Source organism: Tolypothrix tenuis PCC 7101, assembly GCF_963874875.1.
Classification (GTDB): domain Bacteria; phylum Cyanobacteriota; class Cyanobacteriia; order Cyanobacteriales; family Nostocaceae; genus Aulosira; species Aulosira tenue.
Window position 1 is genome coordinate 4,745,541 of sequence record NZ_CAWNJS010000001.1, and the last position, 14,620, is coordinate 4,760,160.

A 14,620-nucleotide genomic window follows, 5' to 3' on the forward strand; every position below is an offset into this window, starting at 1 on the left:
TTATGAAAAGTCTTACATTCTCCCTTGCTACTTTAATGTTCTCTATCATCACTGCTTGTTCCCCGAACAACAAAACAACTGAGATAAGCACCGCTCAATGTTCAACTCAACCAAAAATAGTTCTCGAACCCAAAAATGTTACACCAGTTTCTTTGAGTACCCAAGCTATTACTGAATCAGGTATGGTAAGCAGTAATAAATCACTAGGTTACACCTTTGAAGCTAAATCTGGTCAAAGGCTTTCTTATAGAACTAATCAAGATATTTGTATTTGGATTTATACCCCAGATAATCACATACTCAATAGCAGTGATTTACCAACTAATGGAAAATACACGATTCAAGTCTCTGCACCTAAAGGTTCTACCACTTTTGATCTAGCAATAAATTTAGAGAGTGAGACAGCAGTATCTAGATCTTCCTCCACTGCAACACCAACCCCTGCAGTTTTAAATAATGTTCCCATAACTTCGGCTGCTATATCTAGGCCTTTAACCTCAATAACACAAACCCCTTCAGTGACAAATAATGTTCCTGTAAACTCAACACCCATATTCAATTCGTCATCTACGACAACAGCAAGCCCTTCAATACCAAATAATATTTCCAAACCCTCACCAGAAAAAGTTATAGAAGATTACTATACGAAAGTTAATAATCATCAATATCAAAAAGCATGGGATATTTTACCTCCTGCACTTCAAGATAGTAAGACTCTTCATCCAAATGGATACTACTCATTTATTGAATGGTGGTATAAGGTCAAATATGTAAGTATTAATAAATATTATGTAGCAAATGCCAATAGTAGTTCGTCCATAGTCAATGTCTGGACTAGCTATCACATGAATAATGGTAGAACAGTTCCTATATCTTTAAAGTTTTATATGGTATGGAATGATTCAGTTAACAAATGGGATATCACTAAAATACAAACTTTTTAATTTACTTATCTATATTACCAATCAGAGATAAATATAATTTTTAAAATCATGAGTGTGCATCATAATTACCAATTTCATAATCAATTAATATTAATGCCACCATTATGGGTTATTCTACTGATAATTGGTGGTTGTCATGTTACGCCTCAAACATCACTGCAAGCTGTTTCTAAGCAAATCAATCAAGCAAAAAGTTGTTCAGATAAGCCTATTGGTTACTTAGATAGTAAAAATGTTAAACCTCTTCAGATTTCGTCCAAAACTGTTACAGAAACAGGTCAAATAAGAGCAGATCAATACTTAGCTTATACATTTGAAGCTAAGTCTGGTCAGAAGTTAAGTTATCAAACCAATGATAATATTTGTGTGTGGGTTTATGCACCAGATAATCAATTAATTACAACTAAAGATTTATCACAGTCTGGTAAATATATTATTCAAGTTTCTACACCTCAAGGTTCTACTACTTTTTCGCTAGCAATGAATTTACAGAATATGGCGGCAGAATCTGCTTCCTCTGATTCTGCAAAATCGCTGTCTTCTATTTCAGATAGTGCGTCCCGTCCAACTCAGGTTGATAGACCATCACCAGAAAAGCTGATTGATACTTACTATACCAATATTAACAGCCATAATTACCAAGATGCTTGGAGCAGTTTAACGCTTGAACTTCAATCCAATAAAGAAGCTCATCCAAATGGTTATAGTTCTTATTTGGAATGGTGGCAACAAGTTAATTCTATAGATACTCAGCAAGTAGGTACAAACAATAACAGGGATACTTCAACAGTAACTATTAAATGTAAGTACCACATGAAGTCAGGGAAAATACTTTATGCAACTATCAAATATTATTTAACATGGCGTGAGGCGAAAAATACCTGGCAAATCAATAATGTAAAACGTATTTAAGAAACAATATTCAATAATTTTATCATGAAAATAAACGTTATAAGCTTAGGCTATCAATCTTCTTTGTATCAGGTAAAAAAAATAATATTTATGGCAATCATATTTCAAATGATTAATAGCGGCTGTAGTGGAACATCCCCAAAATCAGCTAAAAATATTTCTAATCCTCAATGTCCAGATAAACCTGAGAGTTTACTAGATAGTAAAAATGTTAAGCAACTTCAACTAGCTTCTCAAACTCTCACTGAAACTGGTCAAGCTAAAGCAGATCAATCGTTAGGATATACCTTTGAAGCGAAGTCTGGCCAGAAGCTAAATTATCAAACTAATGATGATATTTGTATCTGGATTTATGCACCTGATAATCAACTCATTACTAGTAAAGATTTATCTCAGACTGGCAAATATATTATGCAAGTTTCTGCACCTAAAGGGTTAAGAAGCTTTGAATTAAAAATCGGTTTAGATGTTTCACAAGCATTAATAACTTCATCTTCACAATCTTGGCAACAAAATATAGAGACGACAGATCACCCAGACACTACAAATTTTGTTAGGAATCATTATATAGCCCTTAATGACCGTCAATATGCTGAAACTTGGAAGCATCTTTCGCCTAGCTTTAAAAAGCTATCTGGTAGTTACTCCGAGTATCAACAATGGTGGAATAGCGTGAGAGAAATAAAAATTGGCGATGTTAAATTGATTAATCAAAATACTGATACTGCTATTGTAGATGCTGAATTGTGGTACTTCCTAAATAGCGGCAAAAGTTTTAAAGATTCTAACAATCGCATTTATTTGATATGGAGTAATAGCTCAAATAGCTGGTTGTTTGAGCGCAAATCATCACCTTGATTGTAAACTTATATTTTTATCATATAAACCTATTATTTTATCAAAATAATGAAAAATCTAATTCTTTATTTAACAATGTTAACTATCTACGGTTGTAATTTATCAGGAGGTTCATATCCTTCATATTCTTCAGCATCCTCGAGTTGCCCTACAAAACCTACAGTTACGCTTAGTGAAAATGATGTGCAAGAGATTTTATTAAATGAGCAACCATTAACAAAATCTGGTTACGCTATTCCTAGCAAAGCTACTGGTTATAAATTTGCTGCTAAATCAGGAGAAAGAATTAGCTTATCAAGTAATAATAATATATGTACTTGGGTTTATAGCCCGGATAATGAAATAATTTCTGGAGATAAGTTACCAAAAACTGGAAAGTATATCATCCAAGTATCTGCACTTAAAGATAAACAAAAATTTGATTTAAAAATAAAATTATTAGATATTGTTTTAACTCAGGATCTAGCGTTAGAAATAATAAAAAAATGGTACAAAGCTAAACCTCTAATATTTGCGCCTCCTTTTGATACAGCTTTAGTTGAGCAGCTAACAACTGGGAAATTGTATTCGGAACTAAGCAACTCTGATAGTTCATTATCTTGGTTAAAAAAGTATAATTCTTATTACACATATAATAAATCAGAAATTATAAATGTTATAAATTTTTATAATTCTGGCAAGCAAGGATATATAAAACTAAGAGTATTTGAAGAGCTTTATCTTCATACTCCTAAAGGTATTAATCAAGAAAATTCAGGAGAATTTAGAAATAGTTATATCTACTATTTAAATAGTGATAATGGGGTATGGAAAATAAGTTCTTATGAAAAAATACCTTAAATCTAAAATATAACAATAGATTAAAAGATGAAATAATGAAAAAATCATTGCAAAAATTATTGCTTTTTAAATTCCTGATTGCTTGTGTTTTAGGGTGTAAAAATAACTCTCTAGTATCCACAGAAATACATCAACCTTTAGCAGTTTGTCCAGAAAAGCCTTCAGTTGTTCTGACTGCTAATAACGTTAAAAAAATCTCACTCAATAATCAAACAATAAAAGAATCAGGTCAAGCTAGTTCTAATAAATCTATCGCATATATCTTTGACGCAACTGCTGGGCAAGAATTTAAATATAAAACGACTGAAGATAATATTTGTGTTTGGATGTATTCTCCAAATAACCAAATTTTAAACAATATGATTATTCCTGAAACTGGTAAGTATACTGTACAAATTGCAGCCCTTCAAGGTGCGACTAGCTTTAGCCTAGAAATGAGTTTACAAAATAGTAATATTACCGACAAGAATGTTTTAGTTTCTAGCTCTAGGAGCTTAAAACCATCTTCAATAAATAGTAGTTACATACCTAGTAGAAATCAAGGTATTGGTTGGATTTGGCTAGGTTCTGTTAATAACAAAGTAGGGACTTTTTCTTATGGTGAAGCATTAATACCTTCTAATCGCCAGCCAGTAACAATTACTCCATCTGTTGTTCCTTCTCCTAAAACAATTGTAATACTAAAATCTACAACTAATTTACGAGCAAATATACCACAACCGCCTAATTTTGAACTACCTAATAGAGTTAGTGACCCTCTGGAAACAGGGAGCAAACTGGAAATAATTAGAGTAGAAGCTTTTGTAGATAATACTTCTGACTCAGAATACACCAGAGTCTGGGCAGAAGTGGGAACTCCTTAAATGAATATGAAATAAGTTAGAAAACTATGCAAAACATATGGATAAAATTAAGGAAAAATAAACCCCTACTCTTTGGGCTATATGGTGCAATCGGTTGTTTGATATCTGCGATTGTTCTAGGAGAGCCATTACTAGCATTTACCAAACTAGCACTATCTGCACAACAACCCTCCCAAGCGATCGTCTTGTTAATTGATGCTTCTGGGAGTATGGCTGGTGGCAAATTGGCAGAAGTTAAATCAGCTGCGAGCAACTTTGTGCAACGTCGCAACTTGGATCAAGATCAACTAGCAGTAGTTAGTTTTGGCTTAGAAGTTAAAACTGCCTCTCCCTTAACTACTGATGCTAATACACTAAAAAATGCGATCGCTACCCTGTCAGAAGATGGTGGTACTCCTATGGCTGAAGGTATAGACAAAGCTGTAGGCGAGTTAAAATCTACCAATCTGCGACGCAACATCTTGTTATTTACCGATGGAGTCCCAAATTCCCCAAGTCTTACTAACTTATCAGCCCAATCTGCTAGAAATCAAAGAATTAATTTAATTGCAGTTGCTACTGGTGATGCTGATACAAATTATTTAGCACAACTGACAGGCGATCGCTCTTTGGTATTTTATGCAAGTTCTGGTCAGTTTGACCAAGCTTTCCGCAATGCTGAAGCGGCGATTTACAAACAATTAGTTGAATCCAGTCCCACAGGAGATTACGGCGTATTATATTCTGCCCTACGGATTGGTGGTTGGACTGCTTTTCTAGCAATGGGCATATCACTAGCTCTGATCATGGGACAAAACTCCTATATGCACCTTCCCCTCTTAACACTCCGCGAAGGTAGCGTTAGCACTGTTGGTAGCCTCACTGCAGGTATGGTTGCTGGAGCATCTGGTCAATTACTTTTTGTTCCACTTACGAGCATTCCTAACCCTACCATTCTTGAAGGTGTCATGCATGGCTCAATTGCTAGTGCCTTGGTAATCAGTATTATGTCCTTATTCATACCTAAATTAAAAAAACTTACATTATCTAAGGCTATAGTTTTTGGTGGTATTAGCGGTGGCTTAAGTGCTGGCGCTTGGCTGATGACTGCTAGTGTTTTAGGGGATTTCTTTGGTCGGTTAGCAGGAGCAATTGTCTTTGGTATTTGTATTCGACAAATAGCTGGTTCCGTCCTTAGCCTGATCGCAGGTATAGGAGTGATAGCCTTCGGTCAATTGCTATTTTTACCGATTTCTGGCATCTCTATCCTAGACCTTATTGGCAGAATATTTGGCTGGGCAATTTTAGGGATATTGGTGGGAGGCGGAACACGCTTTTTTGTACCTAATTTGCAACTAACTAAAGCTTTATTTGGTGGCACTATTGGCGGTGCTATTGGGTCTATTGGTTTTCTGCTTACTGCTGGTGTTTTTGGTGATATTCCTGGCCGTCTATCAGGTGCAGCCATCCTCGGCTTTTGCATTGGCTGGATGATTGCTTTAGCAGAGCAAGAACAATTAAACCAGGAACCCTATCTGGTAGTACATTGGACACAAACAGAGCAGACACCATATCTGTTGGGTATAAAACCTTTTTTAATAGGTACTTCCCATGAGGCAAACATACCCTTAAATGCCTCTGAAGGATTCACCCCTATTACTGCAAAAGTTTACAAGGAGGGTGAAAAAATCATGATGCAGTTTGATCAAGAGTATGCATCTATAAAAAAGATGACAAAAACAATACATGAACTTAAAGTTGGTGATAAGCGACACTTAGGAAAAATTCTGCTTGAAGTCAAATCTAAAAGCAATCATCAAGCAATTCAAAAACCATAAAATGTTCTAATTTCTATAAGGTATTGTAAATTAATCAAAAACATTTCTCATGGTGAAATATTTATTCCATCTCCAAGTTAAAGGTCTTAATGATGAATATATTTATGTTTTGGATTTAAATTCTAAACAAGAGAATTCACCTGAGCAAATTTTTAATAACCAGATGCGTGAAAATATGAGAAATCAATTACAAAATCAAAGCTTATGTGCTATCAAAGATAATCATCTCAACCAAATTATTCAAACTTGGGTACAAGATATTAGAGAAGGTTACAGAGATAGTACTCTTACCCTTAGCTTACCGTTATTAATTGAATCAAATCTTGAAAAACTACATGAACAAGGTAACCAAGAAACTCCCACCATAATTAGCCCCAATTTATCAGAGATAGAACCTATATTGGGAGCGCTACCACCTTTAAATTTTTCGTAAAAGTAAAGGAAAGCAACGATTTTTAACCTGTACTTTTACCCTAATTCTCACTCTCTGTTTAAATTACTCAAGGATGATCACAATGGCTAATGAATTAAATGTCAGCATTACTCCCCACCGGGAATTTATGCCTGCGGATACAGAGGCTCAAAAACTATTTCTGATGTTGAAGCTAAGACCAACAAAGGATGTAGCTGCTACTCGTCCTCCGACTACGTTTGCTTTTGTCATTGATACTAGTGGCTCAATGTATGAGGAAGTAGACGGAAGTAAAACCAAAATCGATGTTGTTATCGAATCTTTGTTAGCTCTGGTGCGTTCTGGCAGATTAGGTGCAAGCGATCGCATTGCCATTATCCAGTTTGATGACTCAGCTTCCCAGATTATCGGCTTGACAAGCGCAACTCAAGTGAGCCAATTAGAAAATGCGATCGCCAAACTCCGCACTTTTTCAGGTGGTACTTGTATGGGTTTGGGTTTAGCTAGTGCTTTAAACGCACTAAGTAACCAAGATATGACCGTGCGACGTACTTTACTATTCACCGATGGGCAAACTTTTGACGAAGATCAATGTCGAGCGATCGCCTCAGATTTTGCTGCCAATAACATCCCTATCACCGCTTTAGGGGTTGGGGGCTTTAACGAAGACTTACTTACTCATCTCAGCGATTCTACAGGTGGAAGTCTTTTATATATTGTTCCTGGAAAGGCTACAGGTACTCAGGTTTCCATTCAGGAACTACCCCAAAAAATTATAGAAGAATACAGCCAAGCACAACAAGAAGTCATCACCAACCTATCTTTAAGAGTCAAATCCGTTCAAGGTGTAGAACTTACCCGCATTGTTCGTGCCTATCCTACTCAAGCAGAATTTCCCTTCACTCAAGCTCCTTATCCTATTGGTAATGCAGCCGCTAACGATGAAACAATCTTTATCCTCGAATTTAGCATGGCCAGTCGTCCTGCATCCCGTGTCCGTCTAGCTCAACTCGGCTTAACCTACGATGTTCCAGGACAAAAAATCAGAGGTGAATTTCCCCCGCAAAACTTAGTAGTGCAATTTATTGCTGGACAGGGAGGTGCAGCACAAGTTAATCAAGAAGTAATGGATTATCTGCAACAATGCAATATTTCCAACCTCGTTGGCCAAGCAACAAAAGTTGCTGAACGTGACCCTCAAAAAGCCGAAGAATTACTAGAAACAGCACGCCGGATGACAGTCAGACTTGGTAATGATGAAATGACAGCATCTTTAAATGGCGCACAAGACGAATTACGTAAAACCCGCAAAATTTCCGACGGAACTCGTAAAACCGTCAAGATGGGTGCCAAAGGTAAAACCGTCAAAATGGGCGGTGATCTTAACGATCAGTTTTCGGAAGATGAGATGCGTAAACTAACAGGAACGTAGAAATTATAAATTTTTAGCTTTACAACTGAGAATGTCAATTTTTCTAACATCGTATTTGCAAATTAAGGAGCTATATCAATGATTACTTGTTCAGCCTGTGGCTATGATCAAAACCCAGATGGTGCAGAATTCTGTGATGCTTGTGGTTCAGAATTACAAGAAGTAGCAACAACTGTGATTCCCTCTTCACAAGCACCTACAGTTATCCAACCGCAAACACCACCACCACCACCACAAATACCCCAACCCAGCTACTCTAATCCAATACCTATTACCCCATCTTTTTCTACCAGCACAGCCACAACGGCCAGACTTATTGCTAAACAACCCAGTTCTCCAACACCAGAATTCTTTCTAGATAGCAATGCCATCGTTGGCATATTTGACCCAGATATGGGGCCAGTTGATATTGACTTGGAATCATTCTCTGGTGGTGACACAGTTTCACGTAATCATGCGGAAGTCTACCAAGAAGCGGGAGTCTGGAAAATTAAGGATCTTGGTTCTACAAACGGTATTTTCATCAAACCTGCTGGTCAAACCCGCTTTGCAGCCAGAATTACTTTACCTGAAACCTTAAATTCAGGAGATGAAATTGCTTTCGGTAAAGTGCGGTTCCTTTTCCAAAGTCCTTGAACTTCATAGAACTTAGGAAAACATTACTGCTTGGAGTAGGTTTAAGTATCTCCAAAAGCCTGCTCCATCCAAATCTATAAGCAAAAACGTATAAATCCTGTTAGTTAATTTTTAATTCCCAACCGAATATGAACTCACTTTCCAATGACACAATTAACAGTTTAGTAATCCAAAAAAATAGCAGCTTATCAATAGAGAATTTTCAAGTAGAAATTTTAGCATATCTAGGACAATTTACGTCCGATGTCTACTATTTTCAAGTCAACATTTTACCAACAGATACTAACATCACATCTTGTAAATTAGGCTTACTGCGAATAGGCTCAATTGAAGGTGGACTTAGCCGAGAACTAAAACTAAGAGAAGCACTCGCTGATTATAAATTAGTTGCTCCCCTTCTAGCTCAGATTATGGTTGATTCTGCAATTATTAATCTTCATCCACCTGACAGCGAAAATTCACCCAATCTCGAAAAACAAGAGTATCAAGAGCATAAAATAGAGTCTGATGAAGAAAATCATCAACATGGAATAGAGGCAAATATTACAAAAGAAAATACTGAGTCATCTGCCCCAGAATTATTAACTACATCTATTGATATAGATAATGAATCAGACTACCTCGAAGAAGAATACTATGAGGAGCAGGAGATTATTCCTAACTTATCTACACAAAAATTGCTTCTACTTAATTATCTTCCTGATGAAACAAAGACTTTAGAAAATTGGCTAAAAGCCGAACATTCCTTAGAAGAATCTATATTTTTAGCTAGTCAAGTCTGTCAATTTTTGCGCTATGTGCATCAACAAAACTGGTGTCTTGTTTGCGTTCTACCCCAACTTATTGAAATGGCAACTCCCATCCAGTTTTTTGATCTCACTAGTGCTTACCCTGTAGGTGAAACCCTCACTTCTGGCTTATTAGGAGATTATTGTGCTCCTGAATTAGCCTATGACAAAAATCCCGTCAATGAATTGATGAGTAGTTATACTGTTGCTGCATTGCTATATCATGCTATTCATAAACAACCTATACAATTAGAACAGTCAATAGACATCAAAATTAACCCCATTCCTCGGATTTATCAACTTCTCAAGATTAGTCTCTCTCCCATTCCCGAAGAAAGATTTCCTCTCTCCCAACTGTTAGGGAATTTAGTTGAAACTCGTCAAGCAATTAATACACCTAAAATTCAGTGGCAAATTGCTAGTTCTTCCACTGTAGGATTGTCAACCAAACGTTTACAAAATGAAGACAATTATGGAGTTAGACAACAGCAATTAAGCAATGCAGAAACAATGATATTAGGAGTAGTTGCCGATGGTATGGGTGGTATGGCTCAGGGAGAATTAGCCAGTAAATTAGCTGTAAAAACATTTTTAGAAGAACCTATACCTACTGATTTTAAAACTATAGATCAACGGAATGAATGGTTAATTTCACTATTTCAAAAAGCCAACGAGTCTGTAGCCGACCAAGTCAAAGATGGAGGAACTACACTCAGTGTAATTTTAGCTGTTGCCAAACAATTAATGATAGCTCATGTAGGAGATAGCCGTATTTACTTACTACGACAAGGCGAAATCCGCCAAATCAGTGAAGATCACTCCCTTGTTGCTTTGTTAGTTGCTAGTGGACAAATCACACAAGAAGAAAGTTTAGAACATCCAGACCGAAATGTGCTTACTAAATCTATTGGTTCAAAACGAAGATTAAGTGACGGCTATGTGCAGAATTTAAAAAATATAACTGAGGAATTATCAATCAATTTAGAAAATGGAGATATCTTGCTACTTTGTTCTGATGGAGTTTGGGATTTAGTTCCTACAAACGAATTAGCCGAATTTTTTAATACGCATCAAGATTTACAGTCTGGTGTTGACCACACTATTAATAAGGTACTTGAGCGTGGTGCATCTGATAACGCTACTCTTTTAACATTGCAGTATCGTATTGATAAATTCTGACTCAATATATAAATTATAATTTACTAACTAAATTATGATTTGACTGCGATTATTAACCAGTTCATTACTGGCATATTTATCATCATTTTCACAAATTGGAGAAAATATAATGATATCTAAAACAACCAAAAATGGATTTTTAAAATTAACCACTTCTACTGGAAGCAAACTTTTTAAACTATTATTTTTTTTCGGCTTTTTGGGCTTGACATTACAAATTACTGATAGTTCTTATTTGCAACAACAATGTCGTCAACAATCAAGTCAAAATCAACAGTCTTGGAACTGTTCGATAGTTTCTCCTTTGAGTGGTGGTTTGGGTTCAAATTTTAATTTTACACCCAGAGTCATCTCTTATGGATTGTTTATACCAATCTAAATTCACTAGAAAAAATAATTTTTCATCTATTTCAAACGCGTTTTTGAGTAAATTAGATAATCTTTATCAAGACTTGGAAAAGCATTATCATCCAACCAGTAAGAAAATTAAGGGTTCAATAGAGGTAAAATTTCATAAAAACTTATTTTCACCCATTGGTTACTACTCAGATTCAAAAGATTGTAAAATTGTATGGATGTATTTGTCAAACTCTGATGGTCGTGAATACCCAGCATTTCATATAGGTGCTCAAGATTTAATGGATGATACTGACAAACACTTTGAGCATTTATGGCAAGAGGCAGGTGCATTACTAATTAGAGTAACCAAAGATCCTGCTAGCAGTCTTAATGAAATAAATAAAATACGTTCTTCTTCAAGCCAAACCTAAAATTAGAAGACTGGTTGTAACCAAATGTCTATTCAATGTCCAGCTTGTTTTACAGAAAATGTTGACAATGTAGTTACCTGTATTTCCTGCGGTAACATCCTAAGTTCTACTACTGCAAGTCCATCTGCTCTCCAACCTGATACGTTACTAAAACAAGGAAAATATAAGATAGAAAAAGTATTAGGAAAAGGTGGATTTGGGATTACATATAAAGGCATTTATGTACAGAATTCTGCTCCTATTGCCATCAAAGAACTTTGGCCAGAAGGTGCTGCTAGACAAGGAAATAAAGTATTTTGGCCTATTTCGCTTGCGCCCGTTGATCGACAAAAACAAATTACAGAATTTCAAAATGAAGCTAGTAATGTCCAGAAATGTGTTCATACTCATATTGTCAAAGTTTATGATTGGTTTCAAGAGAATGATACTGCATACATGGTAATGGATTTACTCACTGGTAAATCATTAGACCAGATATTAAAAGAAGAAGGAATTCTAGAAGAGAATCGGGTAAAGCATTATTTTTTACAACTTGCAGAGGCTTTAAAAATTATTCATGCGAATAACTTACTTCATAGAGATATCAAACCAGAGAATATTATAATCGTACATCCAGATAGAGCCGTATTAATTGATTTTGGTGCAGCTAGAGAATTTATTGCTGGTCAAACTGCACGCATGACTGGGATATTAACAGCCGAGTATGCTCCTTATGAACAATATATCAAAAATAATAAACGCTTTCCAGCAACAGATTTTTATGCTTTGTGTGCATCGGTTTATGAATTATTAACTGGACAATTACCAGTAAACTCAGCAGAAAGAGCAGGCGCTTTATCTAGTAAAAATCCAGACCCATTTGTTTCACCTCGAAAATTTAATTCTAACCTGAGTCCTTTAATTGAAAAAGTTATTATTACAGGAATGCAGTTTAGAGCTGAAGACCGATTTCAAACTGCTGATGAATTGATTGATGCTTTGAATGGTAAATTTATATCACCTATTCACAAAAGAGCGCATGAGTTAGTTAAACAAGGAAAATTGTTTGATGCTGTTCAAGCTTATGAAAAATTACTCAACAATGAACCTAATAATGGAGAAGCTAAGGTTGAATTAGCTTTAGTGCAAATGTATATTGATGATAGAAAAGCAGAGGTAGCTGCTCAAAAAGCAATTCAATTACAACAAAAAGATGGTAGAGGATATGGAGTTTTAGGACTTGTCAATTGCCGCAGAGCAAATTGGACAGAAGCTGTAAAATATTTACAACAAGCAGCTAACCTAGCTCCCCAAGAACACTGGATACAAGCTAATCTAGCTTGGGCGTTAGGTAAGTCTGGTAATTGGCAACAAGCTGAAATGGCTGTAAATAATGCGCTATCCATAGATGTTAATTGTGCTTTTGCTTTAAGCTTACAAGCATGGATATATGTTAAACAACAACAATGGAAGCCAGCAGTCCGTGCTGCTACGCAAGCAGTTTTCAAGTTAAAGCAAACGCCATTAAGTAACTCTAAAGAATCACAACTATGGGTTTATCCTTACTTAATTTTTGCCTTAGAAAAAGCAGTAATTACTCAACAAGCTAATGATGTAGACAGACGTATTCAAGAATTTATTACTCAAGTACCTGATAGCCCTGTGGCTTGGGGTTTAAGAGGTTGGAAAAAGGCAAAGTACGGTCTATGGACTGATGCTCTCTCCAGTTTTGAACAAGCAAGCCGTCAAACACAAGTCCCTAGTTGGATATTAATAAATTATGGAATCACTCAAGAACATCTGCAAAATTTTCAAGGCGCTATCCAAGTTTATGAAGTTTACACTCAAAAATTTCGACCCCATGCCTTTGTTTGCTTTCGTCTAGGTACTTTGTACGGGAAGTTAGGGCAATGGTCGCAAGCACAGATACATCTAGAAAAAGCAATTCATTTAAATAGAAATTATGCACAAGCATATCATAACTTAGGTTGGGTTTTACTACATATTAAAAATTCAGATAGTCAAGTAGAGTACTTTCGCGAAATGTTATCAGCTTATCGCAAAGCCAATGAACTTTATACACAGCAACAAAAACATTCTTTAGCCGCATGTATTAAACAAGCTTTCCAATTGGTTGGTATGAATATTTAAACTCTATGATAAAAGTACTACAACAGTTTTCAGACGGTACCCCAGAAGATCAGTACCTCTGTCAATTGATTACGGAAATTTTTAATTCGCCAGAGACCAGTCCTATATACCGCAAAGCATTGAGCAGAATCATAATCAAAGTTCAAAATTTTCCAGGTCTGTTAAAATCGTCTCACAATAATTATCTATCTGCTCTAAACCTAACTTGGGAATGGCTGGCTAAAAATATTAAAAACTTTGAGCCACAACCACCCTCAATTCAAAAAAGCTTGTTAAAGTGGATTAATGGTTATCTGTATTGGAGAATTAAAGACCTAGATTCCTCAGACTTTTCTTATATTCCTCTAGATAAACAAATTCCAGGAAGTGAAATAGCTGAAGAGAAAACAACCTTTGCTGATTTAGTTTCAAACAATAACTCTAGTTCTGCTGAAATCAAACGTCGCAGAGATACAGGCGATCCGGATGGGATTGATATTTATATCCGCCAATTACAGGAGAAGAAAACTCAGAGGATTGGCTTAGAATTAGAACTTTACATTGAGCAAGATCCAAAAGGGAAATTACGCAGGTGTCATCCTAGAGGATGTGAACTATGCAACTGTCAATTGCTAGCGCAACGATTAATATTAAAAGAGCCTCCAGACGAATTTAAAACACTTGCTGAAAATCTTAGCATTCCCTACCAAACACTTTATTCTAGATGGACAAGAGAATGTAAAGTTTTATTATTTCAAATCGGGCTAGAAATTGGATATATCCCAAAACGCTTAAAACATTATATCAAAGAAGATCCAGATAGTTTATTAAAAAATACTTTTAAGTATGCGCCTGCTTGTAATGCCCAGTTTTTAGCTATGCAACTATTACCTGAATTTCAAAATTCACCAGCCTCTTTTAAGCAAATTACTTTAGGTTTTAATGACAAAGGAATCAACGTTACATCTAAACAAGTTCAAGATTATTGGGAAAAGAAGTGTTTGCCTTTATTAAGTAAAATAAATGTAAATCTGCAAAAATAAATTTAACTATTAAATAT

14 protein-coding genes are annotated in these 14,620 nt (G+C 35.7%); all 14 read left to right on the forward strand.

The window, feature by feature from the left end; all coding sequences use genetic code 11:
- Positions 1-2: 2 nt before the first annotated feature.
- The 14 genes from AACU25_RS18985 (at position 3) to AACU25_RS19050 (ending at position 14,603) form a co-directional block, all read left to right on the forward strand.
- Complete coding sequence (locus AACU25_RS18985) at positions 3-944, forward strand: hypothetical protein (RefSeq protein ID WP_190445604.1); 942 nt, start codon at positions 3-5, stop codon at positions 942-944.
- A gap of 93 nt (positions 945-1,037) precedes the next feature.
- Entirely contained in the window at positions 1,038-1,856 is an 819-nt protein-coding gene (locus AACU25_RS18990; RefSeq protein ID WP_190445603.1) for a hypothetical protein, read from the forward strand.
- A 90-nt stretch (positions 1,857-1,946) separates the two neighbouring features.
- Positions 1,947-2,714, forward strand: coding sequence for a hypothetical protein (locus tag AACU25_RS18995; RefSeq protein WP_096578244.1), 768 nt, complete (start codon positions 1,947-1,949; stop codon positions 2,712-2,714).
- Positions 2,715-2,762: 48 nt separating this feature from the next.
- A complete protein-coding gene (locus tag AACU25_RS19000) occupies positions 2,763-3,554 on the forward strand; it encodes an ARC6/PARC6 family protein (protein ID WP_096578246.1) in 792 nt (263 codons plus the stop codon).
- Positions 3,555-3,589: 35 nt separating this feature from the next.
- A complete protein-coding gene (locus AACU25_RS19005; protein ID WP_096578248.1) occupies positions 3,590-4,417 on the forward strand; it encodes a hypothetical protein in 828 nt (275 codons plus the stop codon).
- Positions 4,418-4,515: 98 nt separating this feature from the next.
- Positions 4,516-6,234 carry a vWA domain-containing protein gene (locus tag AACU25_RS19010; RefSeq protein ID WP_339382043.1) on the forward strand — a complete coding sequence of 573 codons (1,719 nt, stop codon included), beginning with the start codon at positions 4,516-4,518 and terminating at the stop codon, positions 6,232-6,234.
- 49 nt (positions 6,235-6,283) lie between these two features.
- Complete coding sequence (locus AACU25_RS19015) at positions 6,284-6,667, forward strand: hypothetical protein (RefSeq protein ID WP_096578252.1); 384 nt, start codon at positions 6,284-6,286, stop codon at positions 6,665-6,667.
- Positions 6,668-6,749: 82 nt separating this feature from the next.
- Positions 6,750-8,078 (forward strand): vWA domain-containing protein, encoded by a 1,329-nt coding sequence (locus AACU25_RS19020; RefSeq protein WP_096578254.1) that lies wholly within the window; start codon positions 6,750-6,752, stop codon positions 8,076-8,078.
- 78 nt (positions 8,079-8,156) lie between these two features.
- Positions 8,157-8,714 carry an FHA domain-containing protein gene (locus AACU25_RS19025; RefSeq protein ID WP_096578256.1) on the forward strand — a complete coding sequence of 186 codons (558 nt, stop codon included), beginning with the start codon at positions 8,157-8,159 and terminating at the stop codon, positions 8,712-8,714.
- 128 nt (positions 8,715-8,842) lie between these two features.
- A complete protein-coding gene (locus tag AACU25_RS19030; RefSeq protein ID WP_096578257.1) occupies positions 8,843-10,681 on the forward strand; it encodes a PP2C family protein-serine/threonine phosphatase in 1,839 nt (612 codons plus the stop codon).
- 109 nt (positions 10,682-10,790) lie between these two features.
- The gene (locus AACU25_RS19035; RefSeq protein WP_096578259.1) at positions 10,791-11,060 is read left to right on the forward strand and encodes a hypothetical protein; all 270 of its coding nucleotides are present in this window, start codon (positions 10,791-10,793) and stop codon (positions 11,058-11,060) included.
- Positions 11,038-11,451 (forward strand): hypothetical protein, encoded by a 414-nt coding sequence (locus AACU25_RS19040; RefSeq protein WP_096578261.1) that lies wholly within the window; start codon positions 11,038-11,040, stop codon positions 11,449-11,451. The genes AACU25_RS19035 and AACU25_RS19040 overlap by 23 nt, the downstream gene beginning before the upstream one ends.
- 24 nt (positions 11,452-11,475) lie before the next feature.
- Positions 11,476-13,581: a serine/threonine-protein kinase gene (locus AACU25_RS19045; RefSeq protein ID WP_096578263.1), complete on the forward strand. Its 2,106-nt coding sequence runs from the start codon at positions 11,476-11,478 to the stop codon at positions 13,579-13,581.
- A gap of 5 nt (positions 13,582-13,586) precedes the next feature.
- Complete coding sequence (locus AACU25_RS19050; protein WP_096578265.1) at positions 13,587-14,603, forward strand: hypothetical protein; 1,017 nt, start codon at positions 13,587-13,589, stop codon at positions 14,601-14,603.
- Positions 14,604-14,620 lie beyond the last annotated feature (17 nt).